Consider the following 21,617-nt stretch of genomic DNA (forward strand, 5'->3'; position numbering starts at 1 on the left):
TACGGGGCTTTGTCATCCCTGCTGGCCGCACCGGCGGACCGGTTGGGATGACAAAGCCCCGTAGCCCCAAGCTCCTTGCCTATTTAGCCACAGGCCGGACCGTGTATTGCTCGAAGCGGAATACTTCCTGCCGAACGACTTCGAACGTACGAATAAACTGCTTCTGGGCGGCGGCCAACTTTGGGTCGGCGGGTTCGGCCAGTGCGTTCAGGTTCGATACGGGGCGGGTCATGGCGAAGCCGTAACCTTTCTCGGTACCGTTGGGTACCATCAGCGTCGAGAAGCTCCAGGCCCCTAGTTTCTTGTCGCCAATCTGCGTAGTGCGGGCCTGTTTCACCGCGGCCAACGTACCTGACAAATCAGCTAGTGGGTCGCGGAGTTTCAGGAAGTCGACGATGACGGTGTTGGTTTTGCCGGGGCCGAAATCAGGACCGAACAGGGCGTCGGTATTTTCCCAGACTTCGATTTTTACGACGGGTGCGGTCAGGCGGTCGCGACGGTTAAGGTCGGCCATACGTACCTGAACACTGTCGCCGTAGATCTTCGCCATCGCGGCTGGTGAGGCCCCGCCAATACCCATGTTGGGCGATACAATGCAAGTGACGTAGTCATATTCGCTGGTGTTGGGGTTCGAGCTGAACTGCTTCACCATCATGTGCCAGCCAATGAGCTTGCCTTCGTCGACGGCGGCCTGATTCACGGTTTTCCATTCTTTCTCGACCGGCAGCGCATCCTGAATGGTTTTGCCGGGGGCTAGCTTATGGAAGATCAGGTAGGTGTATGTTTTGGAAGCTGTCTGCGCTAAAACGGGAGCAGTGAGGGCAACGCAAACAAGGAGTAGGCAGGTACGTAGTAGATGTTTCACAATAAAAAAGGTTTGCCCGTAAAACCCGTTTTACGCTGGCTTTCTACTTGTTAGTTGTGGTGGTTTATGCTTGGAAATTACTTGGCTTGGCGAAGCAATACTTATTACCTCGCCAAGCCACACCCCCCGCGCCGATTCACCCCATTTTTCGACCGGTTCAACCCATTTCCAACACGCGCCTGCTGGCCGCGCCTAGTTTTGGCCAACAAGTAAACGGAAACTATGCGTACTACTTCACTCATTAATCGGTTCGAACCGTGGTTCATCGTCGGCGCGGCTACGATTTATGTCATCAGGCGGCTGGTCGAGGAAATTTATCGATATAACGACATGATCGAGAGCGTGCAGCGGAATAAGGTGCCGTTGGCTACGCTCTGGCGTAATCTTGATCATTACAGCCACACGTTGAACAACAATGTGCCGTTGATTGCGGGGGTGTGCCTGTTTTTAGTGGCCTGGTACGTGTTTCATAATCTGGCTTTTCCAGCACTTCAGGAGCACATAAACGATCGGCAGGGCTGGTTCTATGGCGGCGCGGCAGTGGTATTGCTACTGGCGAGTGCGCTGGTGTATCATTATTTGAAACTTCATCTGCGCTTCATGGAAAACAGCTCCGGTGATATCATCGGGATGAAAGCGTATTCACTATACCGAAAACGAACGGTGCTGGCCGATGCCATCGGGCTGGGTATTGTGCTGGGTACGTACGAACTGGCCTATCAGTACTATCAGTTCCTCTACCGCCGCATTGCCCAGGAAACCACGATCCATTTTCAACTTGTCAGCTACCTGCTGTTGGGTGGCATCAGTATCCTGATGCTGACGTTCGCCATCAACGGCTATGTGCCGCAAGCTCTATGGAATTTTGAGTCTGGATTTGGCGATCTGTTACTCACGCTGGGTCTACTCATTCAGGTGATATTCTTTCAGTCGTATGTCTACAATTACATCATCCCTATCCTGAAAAAACCTCGCCTGTCGGAGGTAATGCTGGCCAACACCATCGGCGTATACCTGCTAACGATTATCCTGGCCAATACTATTCTCTGGGGAGCTCGAACCTATTTTTATTACTACAATGTGAAGGAGATGATCATGGTATGTTCGGTCATTGTCCTTATTGCCTCTGTGGCGTTTGCTTATCTCCGGCAGGCCCTGACCAAAGAGAAAACGGTCCTGCAAACCCAGGTATCGGTTGGGGTGGCGGAACTGGCCAGCCTGCGGGCGCAGATCAATCCGCATTTTCTGTTTAACGCGCTGAACAGTCTGTACGCCACGGCCCTGAAAGAGAAAGGCGAAAAAACGGCCGACGGTATTCAGAAACTCGGCGACATGATGCGGTTTATGTTGCAGGAGAACAACCGCGACCGCATTCCGCTCGACAAGGAAGTGGAATACCTCCGCAACTACATCGAGCTACAGCGCATGCGGATCGATGAGTCGCACGATATCGAGATTCGGGTGAACATTCAGGAACCTGATCGGGCCATCTACCTCGCGCCCATGATGCTGACACCTTTCGTGGAGAATGCCTTTAAACATGGTATCAGCCTGCGCCACAAATCGTGGATTTACATTACGCTGACGCTGGACGATACCCGGCTGTATTTCAAGGTACACAACTCCCGCCACGCCAAACCGGACCGCCATGACCCCGAAGAAGATCAATCCGGCGTTGGTCTCGACAATGTGCGTAAACGGCTGGACCTGATCTATCCCGGCCGCCACCAACTCGACATTCAGCAGTCCGATCAGGATTATTTCGTCTCGCTGACGCTGGTGTACTGGTGAACGCCTTGTAACCCCCTCAGGAGTGATGTGTCATTAGAAAGGGAATGTCTTAGCGCATACTTAGCCCCGACAGGGGCGGCATGTCAATAGTACCTCATCCTATATGTCGTTCCTGCCGGAGCTAATTCGGTAGGGGCAACGCACTCGCTATTGACATGCCGCCCCTGTTGGGGCTTCAAGTGTAGGGTCTGGCGCATTTGTCTTTTATGGCTACGCGTCGATTATTTGTTCTGGGTAAATAGGTAACTTTAATAAGATTGGTTTGTGATTGAGTCTCTTCTTAAGTTGTTGATAGGAAGATATCATATGTTCGTCGTCAAGGGATAGTTTGTAATTGAGTTCATACGTGATTCGTCCATTTAGCTTTACTTCGTTGAGCACATCAACCAGGTTCTTGCATGTTGATTGGCCCATAGGTGCAATTGATACAATGGCGCCTTTTGCTAGGGTAATGTTTGTCAGTTTGCTCCGAAGGCCGTCTACCGAGTAATCAACTTCCTGAAACTCTGCACTGCTGCCGTCGGGTAGGTACGTTAGCACGCCAATTCTATTGTGATCCAGCAGGAACAATGTAGCGTTTACTGGCTCGTATGCATCGTACTTACCTTTAAGGGATACGTGTACTGGCACGACAACCGGCCGCTGCAACTGCTTCACCCACACGAAAAATACGATGAGCAAGAGCGCAATGTTGACCAATGGCGTCATGTCGGCGCGGGGGAGTTGGCGGGTATGGCGCGTTCTTCTCATATTGGTAGTCAGTTTACGTCAGGATGCCGTACATCCACAAAATCCATATCATGCCCTTAACTGCCATTGCGATTGATGATGAACCACAGGCGCTGGAAGTGATTAAGCTTCATGCGGCCAAAGTGCCGTTTCTGGACCTGAAAGCCACGTTCACCGATGCCTTCGACGCCATTGCCTGGCTGCAAACTAACCGCGTTGACCTGCTATTCCTCGACATCAAAATGCCCGACATTTCGGGCGTCGAGGTGGTGAAATGCCTGCCCGGTCGCGGGACCGCCAAAGTGCCGATGATCATCTTTACCACGGCCTATTCCGATTATGCTGTAGAGGGCTTCGAACTCGACGCCGTTGATTACCTGCTGAAACCCTTTTCGCTGGCCCGCTTCCTGAAAGCCTGTACCAAAGCCCTTGATATACAGGCGCTACGAACGGGCAACAACGTACCTGACTCTATTTTTGTGAAGACGGGCTACGAAGACGAAAAGGTAATGCTCGACGAGCTACTCTACGTCGAAGCCGACGGGAATTATCTCTCGCTGGTGCTACCCACCCGGAAACTGCTTACCCGCCAAACCATGACCGATCTGCTCCAGCTGCTACCGCCCGATCAGTTCGTTCGGGTGCATCGGTCGTACTGCGTGGCGGTGAACAAGATCACCAAATTATCCCGTCAGGACATCACCGTGGCTGGGTACGTTATCCCCATCGGTGCGTCGTATGAAGAAGCCGTAGCTGGCATTAAGGCTAAACTTCACTAGCACGATGCTACCTGATGCCGTTGACCACACGTGCTGGAAAATGGAAAAGCCTACAGTACACAACACCACTATTCGCTTCGTAAACTCTTGATCGGATTGGTCAGAGCAGTGGTGATCGACTGGAAGCTGACGGTCAGGAAGGCAACCAGAATAGCGAGTGCCGAAGCCGCCACAAACGTCCAGATGCTGATGTCGACGCGGTAGGGGTAGTTCTGCAACCACTCGCGCATGACATACCAGGCCGCCGGAAACGCAACGAGGAAGGAGAGCGCTACCAGCGTCAGGAAATCGGCTGATAGTAGCTGAATAATACTCGACACCGATGCACCCAGGACTTTCCGAATCCCGATTTCTTTCGTGCGCCGTTCGGCCGATAGCGTAGCTAGTCCGAACAGGCCGATGCAGGAGATAAAAATGGTCAGTACGGCACCAAACAGCATGATCTGCTTCCATTTCGCTTCCGACTCGTAGCGTTTCCGGTTCTCCTCATCCATGAAACTATACGCGTAAGGCGTGAGCGGGAACAGGCGTTTGAATACCCGCTCGATATGGCGCAGGCTGGCCGTTTCGGTGTTGGGCTTGATCTTGATAAACACCCGGCCGTACATATTTCTCGGTTTCATGGTAAATAGCTGCGGCGTAATTGTCTTATTCAGATCGTTGAAATGGTGGTCTTTCACCACGCCTACCACGATGTATTTTTCGTCGTTACTATACCAGAAATTAACGACCTGCCCAATCGGGTTTTTCCAGCCCGCTTCCTTCACGAACGCTTCATTGACCAGCACAGATTGGGTCGAATCGGTGGGGAGATCGACCGAGAAATTACGTCCCTGCACCACCGGGATTTTAAGCATCGGCAGGTACGACGGGCTGACCGTTTCGTAGGCGAAATTGATCTCAGTTCCGCCATTTACTTTTGCAACCGTACCCCACTGTCCGCCGTTTTTCGGGGCTACATCAACAAGGGTTTGACTCTTTAGCAGTTCGTTTGTCAATACGTTTGCTTCGGCGTGCGTCAGTCTTGGCTTGCCAACCGAAACCAGGCCTTTATCGTCGTAGCCCAGGTCTTTGGTGGTCAGGTAGTTGAACTGCGCGTAGCTGATGAGCGTAGCAATGATCAGGAAGGAAGCCAGCGCAAACTGGAGCACCACCAGCGATTTCTGGAGATAGTTCTTCCCGGCGAGGTTGAATCGGTTGTAGAGCGTCTGCACAGGGCTATAGTTCGACAGCACCAGCGCCGGATAAAAGCCAGCCAGAAAGGCCGTTGTCAGAAACAGCGCAACGTACCCAACTACCAGTTTCACATCGAACAGATAAGAGAGCGCCAGCTGCTTATTGGCTAATTGATTGAAGGTAGGCAGCGAGACCAGCACCAGCAGCAGGGCCAGCACAAAGGCGCCGAAACACAGCAGAAACGACTCGCCCAGAAACTGAATCACGAGCTGGGTACGTCCCCCGCCCACCACTTTCCGCACGCCGATCTCTTTCGCGCGTTTCAGCGACCGCGCCACGGTCAGGTTCACGAAATTGATGCAGGCAATCAGCAGTATGAACAGCGCAATACCCGTCAGGATGTACGAAAAGTTTGGATTGCTCTTGTCGACCAGCCCATTGGTAGCAGGTAGCTCAGTGCTCAGGTGCATGGCTGTGAAAGGTTGCAGGGCGTATTCCGTCTTGGTTTTTACGCCAAACTTATCGGCCATCATCTTGATGGAAGCCTGGGCGTCGGCGAGGTAAATCCGGTTCATTTTGGCCTCCACTGCCCGCAGATCGGCATTGGGACTAAGCACCACAAACGTGTTCTGGAATATGTTAAACCAGTTTTCCAGACTCGCCATTTCTTCCTGACTGACAACCATCGGAATCAGCATGTCGAACTTGATGGACGAGTTCTGCGGGCTGTTCTGCGCCACACCCGTCACAGTATACGGCTCGAATACCTCTTTGGCATCGATCGTGTTCTTGACCGGAATCGTTTTGCCCAGCGCCTCGGTCGTGCCGAACTGTTTCTCAGCCATATCTGCCGAAATCACCACCGAATGGGGTTGCTGCAGGGCCGTTTTAGGGTCGCCGCTCAGCAGGGGGAACGAGAACACCGAAAAGAAACTGGTATCGGCCGCGTAAACGGTCTGGCTAATCACCTCTGTGCCGCGCTTGATATCGTGCCGGTCTTCCCGATAGCGAACAAACGACTGGATCTCAGGAATGCCGGCGCTGAACTTCGGCCCCTGCAAATTTCCCGTGTTTCCTTCGACGCCCTCCTGCTTTCCGGCTGGCGTTAGTTGCCGACTGGTAATGCGGTAAAGGGTAGGCGTGTTGGCATGGAAGCGGTCGTAACTGACCTCATCTTTGGTGTAGAGTATGATCAGCATGGCTACGGCGAGGCCAATACTCAGACCAACCACATTGATGATCGAGTAGGCTTTGTTGTGCGCCAGCGTTCGGAGGGCGATGGTGAGGTAGTTGCGGAACATACTGAGTGATAGGAGTGAGGGCGCCGGGTACTCGTCTGAGCGGGTTTCCTGGGGTTTACGTTTGAGAAAAAACGGCGTGATGTAATGAAAAACGGCCAGCGTGAACTCGCGGCGGGCTCTGACGGGTCCTGCCTGTGCCAGTCGTTTGTAATACACTTCGTATAGATCGCCCTGCACGTCTTCGAGCAGGTGCGGCGCACAGCACCATTCGAGCAGGCGGTCGGGCAGGCGGGGCGGACGGGGTTGATTCGTTTCGTTTGCCATTGGGTACGTGGCCGGGTCAGCCGACAATGAGTTGAAACTTGTCTTGCGGAATAGCCTTCCAGAGCCGGTTGCGTACTTCCTGATTATCCTGTAAGGCCCGAACGCTCAGGGGCGTCAGCGCAAAGAAGCGTTTCCGGCGGCCACCCCGTTCGGCGGTGGCTCCACCCAGCACCGACGATAGGTAGCCTTTCTCTTCCAGCCGATACAGTGTGGTATGCACGGCGCTCATGGTGATCGACCGGCCCGTTTGCTGCTGCACGTCTTCCCAGATCGTAACCCCGTAGGCGTCGGTAGGGCAGGCGGCCACTACCAGCAGTACGATCTCTTCAAACTCTCCCAAAAAAGCCCTTCGCATTGAGTGTTCGGTCAGGAATGATTAGTTATAATTTTGCTAAACAAATGGAGTGCCAACGGTAGAAACGATCATTTCTGACCGATCAGAGCCATTTCAGCCAAACGAACCTGTACGATTTCGGACAATCGCCGTCCAGAAATGGGCGTTGCGACCCTGGCGGTGGGGAGATATAGCAGTGCCTTCGTTTTTAACGTGAGTTATGGATACTCCGCGCTGGTGCGTATTGCTGACGCCTAGTCGAAGGGCCTCGCGTCAGCAATACGCACCAGCGCGGAGCTCAATGAACGAAATGTTCACTTCGCTAGTCAGGCGATTAACGATCAATTGGTTAGCCTCATAGTTGTCTGTGCTCTATACTTTTTAGCTAGAAGAAACCCTGCCATATTACCATGAAACTGCTGACTATACTCGCTGGTATCGCGTCCATCCATCTGCTTTTTTGTTCAGCATTAACCGCACAACAGCGTGTCAATCAAAAAGAAAGAGTAACCGCCAACGGGGGGGTATTCACCAAAAAGCAGGCCGAGCAGGGGGGCGTTTTATTTACGACCCATTGTACTTCCTGTCACGGGCGGGATCTACGCGGCACCGAGGGCGGAAATGCCCTGGTTGGCGACCGGTTTGTGGCCAAATGGGCAGATAAATCGCTGGCCCAACTCTTCGAGCTGACTCGGTCGACCATGCCTAAGACCAACCCGCATTCGCTGGATAATGCCTCGTACGCGGCGCTGGTTGCCTTCATCCTCCACACGAATGGTTTTCCTGACGGGGAGGTGGCGCTACCTGGGTCTAAAGAAGGATTGGCGCGGACGCTGATGGGCACCCCGCCGCCTGTATCCACGCGCGTCAGCATGCGGTTCACGCCCGCGCCTTATAACGCGAAACCCACCACGGTCGAAGGTGACTGGCGACAGCATCGGGGTGACTATGCCAGTTCGAACTACTCACCGCTGGCGCAGATCAATAAAGAGAACGCCAAAAACCTGAAGGTCGCCTGGCGGTGGAAAACCGACAATTTCGGACCCAGCCCGGAATTTTATTTCAAGTCGACACCCCTGATGGTCAATGGGATACTCTACACAACGGCCGGTCTGAGTCGGACGGTGGCTGCCATCGACGCCGAAACGGGTGAGACGCTCTGGACGTTTCGGTTCGACGAAAAAGCACGGAAAACCTACGTACCCCGCCAGAATTCGGGCCGTGGCGTGGCTTACTGGACATCGCCCGACAAGAACCACGACCGGGTCATCTACATCACGCCTAGTTTTCAGTTAGTGGCCTTGGAGGCTAAAACGGGGCATCTGGTCTCTGATTTTGGCAATAATGGAATCGTTGACCTGAAAAAAGGCCTGGACCAGTCTGTCGACACACTCACCACAACGATCGGCTCTACTTCGCCGCCCATCATTGTCAATGATGTGATCATCATGGGGGCTTCGTTTCCGGTGGGGCTGGCACCCGTTTCCAAAAATCAGGCGCGGGGCGACATCATGGGGTATGACGTGAAAACCGGGAAGCGCCTGTGGATCTTCCATACCATACCGCAGCAGGGCGAAGCGGGTAATGAAACCTGGGAGAACGACAGCTGGCGATACACCGGAAACACCGCTGCCTGGGCACCACTGACCGCCGACCCCGAGTTGGGCTACGTGTACCTGCCATTGGAAGCCGCCACGGGTGATTTCTACGGTGGGCACCGGCCCGGCAACAATCTCTACTCGCAGAGCCTGGTTTGTCTGGACGTAAAAACGGGTAAAAAGGTCTGGTACTACCAGCTTATTCACCACGATATCTGGGATTATGACTTACCCGCCCCGCCCATTCTGGCCGACATTCGGGTAGCTGGTAAACCTATAAAAGCGGTGGTGCAGGTCACCAAACAGGCCTTTGCCTTCGTTTTCGACCGCGTTACCGGCAAGCCTGTCTGGCCCATCGAAGAGCGGCCTGTTCCCAAAAGCGACGTGAAAGGCGAATGGACAGCACCTACGCAACCATTTCCAACCAAACCGGCAGCCTTTGACCGGCAAGGCTATTCAGACGATATACTGGTTGATTTCACGCCCGCTATCAAAAAACAGGCGCTGAAGATTGTCAGCCAATACAAGAGAGGGCCCCTGTTCACGCCCGTCAGCACCTACGATCCGCCCCACCACCTGGGTACGTTGCAACTGCCCGATGCCGTGGGCGGAGCCAACTGGCAGGGCGGCGTGGTAGATCCCGAAACGGGCATGCTCTACGTGTCATCAAGTACGGTGATCCGGCCGATGAGTCTTGAAGCAGCGCCCAGCCTGTCAGACATGGACTATGTCGCCTACATGGGCAACGCGCGTATTGGCCCGTACGGACTGCCCCTGGTAAAGCCGCCCTACGGCCGGATTACGGCCATCGACCTGAACACCGGCGACCACAAATGGATGATTCCCAACGCCGATACGCCCAAGTGGGTTACCGACGTACCTGCCCTAAAAGGCCTGAAGATTCCCCGAACCGGTTTGCCCGATCGAGTGGGCATGCTGGTAACCAAAACCCTGCTGTTTGCCGGTGAAGGCGCAGGTTTGTACGGGTCTGATGGCGGTGGTGGCAACAAGTTCAGAGCCTACGATAAAGCAACGGGAGCTATTGTATCGGAGTTGACTTTGCCCGCCAATCAGGCTGGTTTGCCCATGACGTATTCGGTGAACGGTAAACAATACATCGTCGTAGCTGTTGGCGCCATCGGCCACCCCGGTGAACTCGTAGCGCTGTCGCTGTGAGGGGCGGGGGAGAGGCTTCGCATGAAGCGTCAGCAACCTACAGTGCGAAGCCACTAGCCTCCCCCGCAAAAAATTCTCACTTTCCCCTGTAACCTTCCTCAACTTCCACGGTTTCCACGTCAAATTCCTCAACCTCACTCGGCAAACGCTTGAATTCGCTGACGGACAATGCACTGATGCTCAAGGTTAAATCGGGCGATCTGAACCGGATGGGCTTGCTCTTCGAGCGGTACCATCGTGAACTTTTCGGTTTCCTGTACCACATGAGCAGCCACGCCGATGCCAGCGAAGACATGGTACAGACGGTGTTTTACCGGATGTTGAAATACCGCCACACGTTTACCGGCGAGGGGGAGTTTCGAACCTGGATGTACCACCTGGCCCGCAACGTACTGATCGATTCGGAGAAGCAGAACAGACGGTCGGCGCAGCAGTACGACGTGCAGGCCTATGCCGAACGAATCGGCGGTGGACCACTGGCCGACGAGTCGCTGCACAAGGAACAGGAAATGGCCCTGTTGCAGGAAGCGTTGGGGCGGCTAAGTGCCGATCATCGGGAGGTGCTGGTGATGAGCCGGTATCAGGAGTTGACCTACAATGAAATAGCCCGGATTCTGGACACCACGGAAGGGGCCATCAAGGTTCGGGTGCACCGGGCCATGAATGAGTTAAAGAAGATCTATCTGAACAGTGAATACGAACGATAAACCCATTTCCTGCGACGTGCTGATCAGCCACCTGCCCGGCTGGCTGACCGACGACCTGTCGACAGCCGAACGGGCGGCCATTGAGGGGCATTTGGCCAACTGCCCTGCCTGTCAGCAGGAACTGGCCACCAGCCGACAGCTTTGGCAGCAGATGGGAACCGTGCCTACGCCCCAGCCCGGCCCCCAGGTACGTACCCAGTTCTACGCCATGCTCGACGAATTTGAGGCTGAAGAAAAAGAGGCTCGCTCAGGTACGTTGTTGGGTCAGTCGGGTGCACTGCGGTGGATCAGGGATCGGTTTTCGCCGAAACTGATCATGCGCCTTGCCTACAGCGCCCTTTTGCTGGGTGTAGGAGTATTGGTTGGCTATTGGGCGCAACGCCAGCGAACGCCGGAAGTCGCCTACCAGCAGCGGGTCGACACGCTGACGGCGCAGGTGCAGGAAATGCGTGAGATGATGATGCTTTCACTGCTCGAAAACCCGTCGGCCACGGAGCGGCTGCGGGCGGTGAGCTACACGAAAGACATCGACGATACCGATTCGCAGGTGATCGATGCGCTGTTGATGACGTTGAATAACGACCCAAACGTGAATGTACGGTTGGTGACGCTCGAAGCCCTGGCCGACAAAGCGCAGGACGCCCGGGTACGTGAAGGGCTGGTGCAATCGCTGACCCGGCAGGAGTCGCCGCTGGTGCAGGTAGCCCTGGCCGACGTGATGGTGAAGTTGCAGGAAAAACGCTCCCTAAAGTCGCTCCGACAATTATTGAAGCAACCGGGCACCAATGAACTGGTAAAAACCAAGCTGGAAAAAACGATCCGGCAACTGTCATGAGGCAGGGGTTGGGGGCTTGGGTAATAGGTCGTTTTTGTCATTTCTCCTGACGTCGGGATGACAAAAAAACATCTCGCGAAGCAACCTCAAGCCCCCTACCCTTATCCCCAAGCAATACACTCTTTTCCCCTTTCATTTATGATCAACTTATTCTTCCCCATTCTGATGGGGCTCGTGATTTCCTGTGCCCAATCGGTGGCGCAATCGACTGAAGACAAGGAGCATATCAGCAAGGAATTTTCCCTGCCGAACAGCGCCAACGCCAGCGTACTGGCCATTTATAACATCAACGGCTTCATCAAGGTCGAGGGCACGTCGGGTAGCAAGGTGGCCTTCGAGGTTGATAAACGGATGACGGCCAAAACCGCCGATGTGCTGGAGGCGGGCAGGAAGGAATTCAAACTCCAGTTCGAGCAGAAAGGCGATACCGTGTTTGCCTACATCATCGAACCGTTCGATTCACGACCAAACCGGAACCGAGAGCGTAACATTCGTGTCGACTATGACTTCACGCTCGATTTCACGGTGAAAATCCCGAAAGAGATGAACATCGTGGTCTCGACTATCAACCGGGGCGACGTCACGGTGACCGATGTGGCGGGTGCGCTGAAGGTCAGCAACATCAACGGGGCCATTAAGATGACCAACGCGCGGGGTAAAACCGAAGCACGAACAATCAACGGCAACGTGGACGCCAACTACCCCGCCACTCCGCCTGATCAATCGTCGTACTACACCCTCAATGGGAATATCAACGTAACGTACCCAGCGAATCTGTCGGCTGATCTGCGTTTTAAAACGTTCCAGGGCGAGTTCTACACCGATTACCCGGAGGCAACCATGCTGCCCGTTGAGGTGACGAAAAACAAAGAGCAGAAAGGCGACAAGACCGTCTATAAGCTCGACAAATCAACGGCCGTTCGCATCGGTAATGGGGGCAAAACCCTGCGCTTCGAAACGTTTAACGGAAATGTATACATCAAAAAACAATCGTGAATCCAATGATTAATTCATTCATACGCATTGCCCTGTTGCTGGGAATAACTGCAACGCCCTTGCTCGCCCAGAATGACGTGAAGGAGCAACTCGTTGTTCCGCTCACAGACCCCGGTAAAACCGGTTCGCTGAACGTCGATCTGATCAACGGCTTCATCCACGTGGTTGGCTATTCGGGGAAGGACATTGTCATCGACGCGGCAACATCGGGCCGGCAACGTACCCAGAACAACGACCAGCCTGCCGGGGGGATGCGCCGCATCTCGGGCGGCAATTCTTTCGACATAACCGCCGAGGAAAAGAACAATGCCGTGAAGGTACATTCGGGGAGCCATCAGAAAGCGGTGAACCTGACCATCAAAGTGCCGCAGCGGTTTTCGCTGAAACTGCACACGATCAACAACGGCGACATCACGGTGGAAAACGTGACGGGCGAGCTGGAAATCAACAACATCAACGGGGCTATTGAGCTGACGAACATCAACGGTTCGGCGGTGGCGCAGACGGTGAATGGCGATCTGAAAGCCACGTTCCGTGATGTCGACAACAAAACACCGATGGCCTTTTCGACCCTGAACGGCAAGGTAGACGTGACCTTCCCGGCGTCGGTAAAGGCCAACGTGAAGCTCAAGTCAGACATGGGCGACGTCTATAGCGACTTCGATATCGATGTAGATAAGAGCCAGCCTAAAGCGACGCGTTCGAGCCAGTCGGGCATGTACCGCGTCACGGTCGACGATTGGGTGTATGGCAAGATCAACAACGGCGGCCCCGAGGTGATGATGAAGACCATGCAGGGCAGTATCTACATCCGGAAGGCGAAGTAGGCGTGGGGCCTAGCTCGCGAAGCACTACAGCGCGAAGCACTCCTACGCAACGCTAAACCTACTTCCTGCATCCTTGTAATGAATTGACCGGTCAATCGTCTTGGCAGTAGATCATTTCCTCAACCCTTACTCAACGTTATGTTCCGCAACTACATCAAGATCGCCTGGCGTAACATTGTCAAAAGCAAGACGTTTTCGCTCATCAATGTGCTCGGGCTGGCCCTGGGCATGACCTGCAGCCTGCTGATCCTGTTGTGGGTGAACGACGAACGGAGCATCAATAAATTCCACGTCAACGGGCCGCGCCTGTATCAGGTTTTTGAGAATCAGAAATGGACGGGCAACGAAGTCAGCACCACGTCGGCCACACCGGGACCGCTGGCACCTGCGCTGAAAGCCGAGATTCCGGAGATCGACAAAACCGTGAAGATCACCTGGGAGGAAGAACATCTGCTGACGGTGGGCGAGAAAGCTTACAAAGAGAAAGGCCGCTATGCCAGTGCCGATCTGTTCCAGCTTTTCACGTTTCCGCTTAGCCACGGTAACCCGAAAACGGCCATTGTCGGCGCTACGTCCATCGTTATTTCGGAGAAGGCGGCGCTGAAATTCTTCGGCACCACCAACGTGCTGGGACGCGTCATCAAGTTCGACAATAAGGAGAACCGGCAGATCACGGGCGTCATGCGTGACATTCCCGAAACCTCCACGCTGAAATTCGATTTCGTGTTGCCGCTGGGGCCTCACGAAACGAAAAACGAATGGATGAACAAGTGGGAAAACAACGGCATCCGCACGTTTGCCCTGCTTCATCCAGCCGCCAGTCCGGACCGGGTCAATGCCAAGATCCTGAACATGGTGCAGCAGCACGAGAAGAAGGTGACTACGATCACTACCTTCCTGTTTCCGTTTGAAGACACGTACCTGTACTCGAAATTCACCAACGGCCAGCGCGACGGTGGCCGCATCGAGTACGTGCGACTATTTACGGTCGTGGCCATTTTTATCCTGATCATCGCCTGCATCAATTTCATGAATCTGGCCACGGCGCGATCGGCCAAACGCGCCAAGGAAGTGGGCATTCGGAAAGTCGTGGGTGCTGAGCGCATGTATCTGGTTGGTCAATTCATCGGCGAGGCGATACTCACGGCGGGCATGGCGCTGGTGTTTGCCGTGGTGCTGGTACAACTCCTGCTCCCGGCTTTTAATCGGCTGACCGAGAAGCAGATCACGATCCACTACGCCGACCCGATCTACTGGCTGACGTTACTGGGGCTGGCGCTGATTACGGGTATTATCTCGGGCAGCTACCCGGCCCTGTTCCTGTCGTCATTGCAACCGGTGCGTATTCTGAAAGGCACACTGCGGTTCAACGCCGGGGCTGTGCTCTTCCGGCAGGGGCTTGTCGTTTTCCAGTTTGCGCTGTCGTTGCTGCTCATCATCGGTACGTTGATTGCCGGTCGGCAGGTCGATTTTATCCGCACGAAAAACCTGGGCCTCGACCGCGAAAACGTGGTGTATATGGCGCTGGAAGGCGATTTGCCGAAGCAATATGAGTCGTTCAAGCAGGAACTGCTGCAATCGCCCGGCATTCAGGATGTGAGCGCGTCGGGTTCTGATCCGATGGAAATCGGCAACTCGACGATTGGCGTGGAATGGACGGGTAAAGATCCGGCCGACAAGACGCTGTTTACGCAGATGCCGGTCGGCTATGATTTTCTGAGCACCATGAAAGTGAAGCTGCTCGACGGACGCGACTTCTCGAAAAATATCGTCACTGACACAACCAATTACCTGATAAACGAAGAGGCTGCGCGGCGAATGGGCATGAAAAACCCGGTTGGTCAGTACCTGAAGTTCTGGCAAAAGCCGGGTAAGATCGTCGGCCTGGTGAAGAACTTCCACCTCAACTCGCTACGCGTGGCCATTGAACCGCTGATTCTGCGCCTCGACACTACCTACAGTAGCACACTGCTGGTACGTACCCGGCCTGGTCAAACCGAGAAAGCCCTGGCGAGTATGCGGCAGCTGACGAAGAAGTACAACCCGGCGTACCCGTTCGATTATCAGTTTGCCGATGAGAGTTTCGAGAAGCAGTACAAGAGCGAAACCCTGATTGGTAAGCTGGCCAACTACTTCGCCATTCTGGCCATCTTCATCGCCTGCCTCGGCCTGTTCGGACTAGCCATGTTCACCGCTGAACAGCGAACGAAAGAGATTGGTGTACGGAAAGTGCTGGGAGCCAGCGTGCCGAACATTGTGGCGTTGCTCAGTAAAGATTTCCTGCGGCTGGTACTGATCGCCATACTGCTGGCCTCACCCGTTGCCTGGTACGCGATGAGCCAGTGGCTGCTCGACTTCAAGTACCGCATCGACATCGACTGGTGGGTGTTCGCCCTTGCCGGTACGATAGCCATTGCCATCGCCTTATTTACCGTCAGCTTTCAAAGCATCAAAGCTGCCCTGATGGACCCCGTGAAGAGCTTACGAAGTGAGTGATAAGATAACATTAATGCCTTTGCTGTAGGCTTCGCGCTGTATGTTGCTTTCGCTGGGCCCTTCGACTAGGCCGGTCCGCCGCTCGCCGAATCGGTGCGGTCTCCAACAGGCTCAGCGAAAGCAACATACAGCGCGAAGCCGCCCCCAACCCTACGCCCCACGCTTTAATCCCCCCTTTCCACAATGCTCCAGAACTATGTAAAAATCGCGTGGCGGAATCTGCTGCGTCACAAGGCGTTTTCGGCCATCAACCTCGTTGGGCTGGCTATTGGTATGGCGGCTTGTCTGCTCATCCTGCAATACGTCGCGTTTGAGCTGAGCTTCGATAATTTCCACGAGAAAGGCGACCGTATCTACCGCGTCCGGCAGGATCGGTATGATGCCGGGAAGCTAAGCACCGAGTGGGTATCGGGTGCCTATGCCGTAGGTAATTCGTTCAAGGATGCCTTCAATGAAATCGAAGATTACGTGAAGGTGGTCGGAAGCGGGTCGGTGGTAGCCGAGGTGCAGGGTGGTGAGCAGGTGAAGATCGAGAAAGTGTATTTCGCCAGCAAAGCGTTCTTTACCGTGTTTTCGTATCCGCTGATTGTCGGTGATGCGCGCACTGCTCTGACTGAGCCGAACACCGTTGTGTTGTCAGAAACGGTGGCGACCAAGCTGTTTGGTAGTGCTTCGCCATTAGGGAAAACCATTCGGGTCAATAGCAAGCAGGCCGTGAAAGTGACCGGCGTGTACGCAGATTTTCCCGTCAATTCGCACATGAAGCCCGATCTGCTGCGTTCGTACGCCACCTACCTAAAAGACATGGGCCCCGACAACAACCCTGAAACAGCCTGGACTTGGGACGGTTGCCTGACGTACCTGCTGCTACGCCCCGGCACCGATCCACAGGCGCTGACCGCCAAGTTCCCGCGGGTCGTCGACAAGCTGGTTGGTGCCGAGCTGAAAAAATACAATGCGGCGGCGATCTATACCCTGCAACCCCTGCGCGATATTCACCTGTATTCGCACTACATCGGCGAGACTGAACCAAATGGCGACGGCAAAACAACGTACCTGCTGCTCGGAATCGCCTTTTTTATTGTCATCATTGCCTGGGTTAATTACGTAAACATCGCCACGGCGCGGGCCATCAATCGGGCTAAAGAAGTGGGTGTTCGTAAGGCCGTGGGGTCGCAGCGGAGTCAGTTGGTGAAGCAGTTCATGGTCGAGTCATTTCTCCTCAACGGCCTGGCCGTGGGGCTGGCATTTATCCTGGTACTGATTACCATTCCGGCGTTCAACAGCCTGTCGGGCCAGCATCTGACGTTTTCGTTGCTGGCCAGTGCCCGTTTCTGGCTGGCGTTGCTGGGGCTGTTCGTGGTGGGTACGTTCCTGTCGGGCATGTACCCCGCTTTTGTGCTGTCGGGTTTCCGGCCGGTGGTGGTGCTCAAAGGGCGGATGGTGAATACGCGGCAGGGAGTCTTACTGCGAAAGGGGCTGGTCGTGTTCCAGTTTGGGGCGTCGCTCTTCTTGCTGGTGGGCACCATGGCCGTTTTCCGGCAGATCCAGTTCATGCGCGAGCAGAAGCTGGGGCTGAATATCGACCAGACACTGGTGATCCGGCCGCCGATTGTCCGCAACGATTCGACCTACATGAGCCAGATGAAATCGTTTAAAGACGAGTTGCTGCGGCAGTCGGCCATTCGGAGCATCACGGCTTCCACGTCGATTCCCGGTGAGCCGGTGGGCTGGAATGCGGGCGGTATTCGCCTGAAAGGGCAGGATGAAAGCAAGGCCAAGCAATACCGCGTCATCGGCGTCGACTACGATTACATGGACGCCTACGGGCTGAAACTGGTGGCGGGTCGCAACTTCGCCAGGAGTTTCGGTACCGATCCGGCGGCGGTGATCTTCAATAAAATGGCTATTGCCCAACTGGGTTTCTCGAATCCAGCCGAGGCCATTGGCAAAGAGATTGAGTTCTGGGGCAAGACCTATACCGTAGTCGGTGTGGTCGCTGATTTTCACCAGCAATCGTTGCGTGAAGCGTTTGAGCCGCTTATTCTCCGCCTGATTCCCGACGTGCAGGGCTTCTTCTCTGTGAAAATGGCACCGGCCGAATCAGCCAAAACCATCGCGACGCTCCAATCGGCCTGGAATCAGTTTTTCCCCGGTAACCCGTTCGAGTACTTCTTCCTCGATGAACATTTCGCCGATCAGTACCGCGCCGATCAGCGGTTTGGTCAGGTGTTTGGCTTCTTCACCGGGCTGGCCATTCTGGTGGCGTGTCTGGGTCTGTTCGGGCTGGCGTCGTTCACCACCACACAGCGCACCAAGGAGATCGGTATCCGCAAAGCATTGGGTGCGTCGGTGGGGGAGATCCTGCAGCTGCTCTACCAGGAATTTGCCGTACTGGTCGCCATTTCCTTTGTCGTGGCGGCACCGCTAGCCTGGTTTGCCATTGCCAGCTGGCGAACCAGTTATGCCTTCCGGGCCGACCTGAATGGCTGGCTCTTTATCGTGCCGTTTGTAGCGGTACTGGTCATCGCCCTGCTAACGGTCAGTTTCCAGACCATCAAAGCCGCCCTGATGAATCCGGTAAAATCATTGCAGAGCGAGTAAGGATTGGCCATTTCAGATGCGCTGGTAGCCACTTTCCGCTGTCCATCAGCGTACGGATTTCTGTCCGATTCTGGACAATTTACTGTCGGTCAACTTGCTGAAAAGGGCTTATTCTGCGCAGAATAAGCCCTTTTTGCTTATTGGCAACGCATTTGTTGTACAAATACATATCTAATAAGCGCTGCTGGCATGAAAGGAACGTACCTGGGTGAATTTGAAGAGGTGGTTTTGCTGGCCGTAGCCATCCGGTCGGGCGATGCCTACGGGGTGGCTGTCGTCAATGAGATCGAGCAGCAGATGGGGCGGTCAGTTAGTCTGGGGGCGGTGCATTCGGCGCTGAACCGGCTTCAGGAGAAAGGACTGGTCGACTCTGAGCTGGGCGGAGCCACGGCCGAACGGGGTGGCCGTCGGAAGCGCCTCTATACCGTAACGGCCTATGGGCGTCGGGCGCTGGAAGAGGTTCGGCAACTGCGTAATCAGATGTGGGCAGCCATTCCTCAAACCACCTGGTCATGAACAAGCCACCACGACCCCCGCGCTGGGCCACGTACCTGCTGCACGGGCTGTGCCCGCCCCGCCGGGCCGAAGAGCTGGAAGGCGACCTCGACGAGCTGTTTCAGCAGCGGATAGGGGAAGTAGGCCTGCACCGGGCCCGCTGGCGCTACATCCGGGACGTGCTCAGCCTGCTCCGGCCATCGCTACTCAAACCACATCAACCCTATTATTTAACATATCCAACGCCCGCAAATACAGTCATGCTACAGAATTATGTCAAAATAGCCTGGAGGAATCTACTGAAACACAAGTTGTTCTCCTTTATCAATATTCTTGGATTAAGCCTTGCCATTCCGTCGGCGCTGATGGCGTTGATTCAGATCGTGAATTATTACGAATACGATACCTTTCATAGCGATAGCGACCGGATTGTGCGGGTGATAACTGACGAAAAACAGAAGAATGGCGAAATAGCCAACTGGGCGTCGAGTCCTGAACCATTAGCCAAGTACCTGCAGAAAAACCTAACGGGCATCGACAATTCGGCAACGATCGTGCGCGATGCCGATTGGTCGTTAAGTAATGGGATCAAAACGAAAGGTATCCATGCTATCCATGCAGATGCCTCTTTTTTCCAACTCTTCAATTTTCCTCTGGAAAAGGGAGCTTACACCGCCGAACCGAATACCATTGTTCTCTCTCATGAGACCAGCCAATGGTTTTTCAAAGATGCCAACCCCATCGGGAATTCGCTGGAGCACCCGGCCTATGGCAGTTTTAAAATTGTTGGCGTGTTGAAGCCGTTCAATCAACAAAAAACGCAGTTCAGAACCGATGTCATCGTTCCACTAGCCAATTATGCACTTGCCAACGGCAAACCCGCGAACTGGACGGCCTTGAGCGCGCATACCTTTCTAAAAATAGCGCCTGGCAAAACGGTAGCTACCCTTAACAAACAGCTATCCGAAACGTCGGCAGAAATAGACAAACTGATCGGGCCGACGTCGAATACAAAGCTCTTTTTTAAGGCGCAGCCGTTATCCGACATTTCTCCGTCGAAGGACGTTCTGGAGAACGACCCCTACGTTCAGGATCTGGGAAGCATCTACGTAAACCTGGCGTTTCAGCTGATTATGATTCTGCTGGCTTCGCTGAACTACATCAACCTAACGCTGGCCCGGTCGGTGAGCCGCAGCCGTGAAGTAGGCGTACGCAAGGTAATGGGGGCCACGAAGCCTCAGCTTATCCTACAGTTTCTGACCGAATCCACACTCATATCGTATATATCACTGGGTATTGGTCTGTTATTGTTGCTGTTGATCAAAAGCCAGGTTCATGTTTCCTGGCTCACCTGGGACGTTGATCACCTGGGGTACCTGATTCTGCTGTTTTTAGTTTTCAACTTGATTCTGGGCTTGGCAGCGGGCTTCTCGCCAAGTATTATCCTGTCATCCTACCAGCCGGTAAGCGTGTTGAAAAGGGCACTGTCGCCCGGGGGTTTCGGCAAAATGGGCCTGCGCAAATCGCTGATAGTCATTCAGTTTTCGATCGCTCTGGTCTATATCTTTTTCATCGGCCATGCCTATCACCAAATTGATTACATGGCTAATGACAACGAAAACTACCAGCGTGCCAACGTCTACACGATTAATCTGGCCGGAAACCTGACCAACCGATTCGCCACCGACGTCGGTACCGTAAAGGAGGTGCAGCAGGTAGGCTACACATCGCTCAACTTTGGTATATCGCCCACCCGGTCATCTATAAAAAATCGTAAAAACGAAGCCGCCAGACCCGCTTTTTATTACGCCGTCGATCCGGCTTTTATCAACATGATGCAGTTGAAGGTCGTAGCTGGAACGAACCTGATCGACCGTCATTCGACCCTGCCATCGCCTATGGTCGTAGTCAATCAGAAAACCGTGGAAGATCTCCGTATCGGTTCGGAACGGGAGGCCATTGGCAAACTAATCGTGGTTAACGACACGCTTTCGGCAACCATCATTGGCGTCGTTGCTAATTTCTGCCATTACGATTACGAGCGTAAAATAGAACCCGTCGTCTTTCAGTACAACCCGTCTCTGTTTAAGGTGATGTGCCTGAAGACCAGCCCCGTTGCTGACCGAAAATCGCTCGAATCGGCCATAGAAGGCCTCTGGAAACGACATAATCCTTATCTGAGCCTGAACGCTTCTTGGCTGGATACGGACATGTACGATCGCTACTACCCCTACGAGTACATGCAGCTTGCCGGCCTGGAGAGCATTGTCATTTTTGTGATAGCCATCCTGGGGCTTATCGGCATACTCGTCTACAGCCTGGAAAAGCGGACCAAAGAAATCAGTATCCGCAAAGTGATGGGGGCCACTTCGGCCGAAGTCATCCAGTTGATGTCGACCGATTTTGTCAAGCTGCTCGCCATCGCAGCCGGAATAGCCATCCCGGCCGGTATCGCCATTGCCCTGTACATGAATAGCTACCTGATTTTTAACAACGGAGTCAGCTATCTAACCATGCTCTTTCTGCTGCTTGCTGTGATTGGAGTTGCCTTGGGGACGGTCGGTTTTTTCTCCTGGAAAGCGGCCCAAACCAACCCGGCGACCACATTGAAAGTAGACTGATACCGAATCGATAACGGCTAAAA

15 protein-coding genes are annotated in these 21,617 nt (G+C 54.2%); 11 read left to right on the plus strand and 4 right to left on the minus strand.

Annotated elements, in window-relative coordinates; genetic code table 11:
- Positions 1-79: 79 nt before the first annotated feature.
- Positions 80-865: a hypothetical protein gene (locus tag J2I46_RS07335; RefSeq protein ID WP_310589001.1), complete on the minus strand. Its 786-nt coding sequence runs from the start codon at positions 863-865 to the stop codon at positions 80-82.
- A 222-nt stretch (positions 866-1,087) separates the two neighbouring features.
- Here J2I46_RS07335 and J2I46_RS07340 point away from each other — a divergent pair, with 222 nt between their 5' ends.
- A complete protein-coding gene (locus J2I46_RS07340; protein WP_207328360.1) occupies positions 1,088-2,656 on the plus strand; it encodes a sensor histidine kinase in 1,569 nt (522 codons plus the stop codon).
- 210 nt (positions 2,657-2,866) lie between these two features.
- Here J2I46_RS07340 and J2I46_RS07345 read toward each other — a convergent pair whose 3' ends face one another.
- The gene (locus tag J2I46_RS07345; protein WP_207328361.1) at positions 2,867-3,406 is read right to left on the minus strand and encodes a biopolymer transporter ExbD; all 540 of its coding nucleotides are present in this window, start codon (positions 3,404-3,406) and stop codon (positions 2,867-2,869) included.
- A gap of 50 nt (positions 3,407-3,456) precedes the next feature.
- Between J2I46_RS07345 and J2I46_RS07350 the strand changes: the two genes are divergently transcribed.
- On the plus strand, positions 3,457-4,164 hold the full coding sequence (locus tag J2I46_RS07350; RefSeq protein WP_207328362.1) for a LytR/AlgR family response regulator transcription factor: 708 nt from the start codon (positions 3,457-3,459) through the stop codon (positions 4,162-4,164).
- A gap of 68 nt (positions 4,165-4,232) precedes the next feature.
- Here J2I46_RS07350 and J2I46_RS07355 read toward each other — a convergent pair whose 3' ends face one another.
- Both J2I46_RS07355 and J2I46_RS07360 read right to left on the minus strand, forming a co-directional pair.
- The gene (locus tag J2I46_RS07355; protein ID WP_207328363.1) at positions 4,233-6,905 is read right to left on the minus strand and encodes an ABC transporter permease; all 2,673 of its coding nucleotides are present in this window, start codon (positions 6,903-6,905) and stop codon (positions 4,233-4,235) included.
- Between the two features lie 16 nt (positions 6,906-6,921).
- Positions 6,922-7,260 carry a PadR family transcriptional regulator gene (locus J2I46_RS07360; RefSeq protein ID WP_207328364.1) on the minus strand — a complete coding sequence of 113 codons (339 nt, stop codon included), beginning with the start codon at positions 7,258-7,260 and terminating at the stop codon, positions 6,922-6,924.
- A gap of 389 nt (positions 7,261-7,649) precedes the next feature.
- Here J2I46_RS07360 and J2I46_RS07365 point away from each other — a divergent pair, with 389 nt between their 5' ends.
- The 9 genes from J2I46_RS07365 (at position 7,650) to J2I46_RS07405 (ending at position 21,594) form a co-directional block, all read left to right on the plus strand.
- Positions 7,650-10,013, plus strand: coding sequence for an outer membrane protein assembly factor BamB family protein (locus J2I46_RS07365; protein ID WP_207328365.1), 2,364 nt, complete (start codon positions 7,650-7,652; stop codon positions 10,011-10,013).
- A 176-nt stretch (positions 10,014-10,189) separates the two neighbouring features.
- Positions 10,190-10,720 carry an RNA polymerase sigma factor gene (locus J2I46_RS07370; protein ID WP_207329134.1) on the plus strand — a complete coding sequence of 177 codons (531 nt, stop codon included), beginning with the start codon at positions 10,190-10,192 and terminating at the stop codon, positions 10,718-10,720.
- Positions 10,704-11,555 (plus strand): zf-HC2 domain-containing protein, encoded by an 852-nt coding sequence (locus J2I46_RS07375; RefSeq protein WP_207328366.1) that lies wholly within the window; start codon positions 10,704-10,706, stop codon positions 11,553-11,555. The genes J2I46_RS07370 and J2I46_RS07375 overlap by 17 nt, the downstream gene beginning before the upstream one ends.
- A gap of 138 nt (positions 11,556-11,693) precedes the next feature.
- Positions 11,694-12,551: a DUF4097 family beta strand repeat-containing protein gene (locus tag J2I46_RS07380; RefSeq protein ID WP_207328367.1), complete on the plus strand. Its 858-nt coding sequence runs from the start codon at positions 11,694-11,696 to the stop codon at positions 12,549-12,551.
- 5 nt (positions 12,552-12,556) lie between these two features.
- Complete coding sequence (locus tag J2I46_RS07385) at positions 12,557-13,378, plus strand: DUF4097 family beta strand repeat-containing protein (RefSeq protein ID WP_207328368.1); 822 nt, start codon at positions 12,557-12,559, stop codon at positions 13,376-13,378.
- 138 nt (positions 13,379-13,516) lie between these two features.
- Positions 13,517-15,874, plus strand: a complete 2,358-nt coding sequence (locus J2I46_RS07390) for an ABC transporter permease (protein WP_207328369.1) — start codon at positions 13,517-13,519, stop codon at positions 15,872-15,874.
- A gap of 183 nt (positions 15,875-16,057) precedes the next feature.
- Complete coding sequence (locus J2I46_RS07395) at positions 16,058-18,478, plus strand: ABC transporter permease (RefSeq protein ID WP_207328370.1); 2,421 nt, start codon at positions 16,058-16,060, stop codon at positions 18,476-18,478.
- A 189-nt stretch (positions 18,479-18,667) separates the two neighbouring features.
- Complete coding sequence (locus tag J2I46_RS07400; RefSeq protein WP_207328371.1) at positions 18,668-18,994, plus strand: PadR family transcriptional regulator; 327 nt, start codon at positions 18,668-18,670, stop codon at positions 18,992-18,994.
- A complete protein-coding gene (locus tag J2I46_RS07405; RefSeq protein ID WP_207328372.1) occupies positions 18,991-21,594 on the plus strand; it encodes an ABC transporter permease in 2,604 nt (867 codons plus the stop codon). The genes J2I46_RS07400 and J2I46_RS07405 overlap by 4 nt, the downstream gene beginning before the upstream one ends.
- Positions 21,595-21,617: the final 23 nt, after the last annotated feature.

It is taken from the genome of Fibrella forsythiae, assembly GCF_017353175.1.
In the GTDB taxonomy this organism is placed as follows: Bacteria; Bacteroidota; Bacteroidia; order Cytophagales; family Spirosomataceae; genus Fibrella; species Fibrella forsythiae.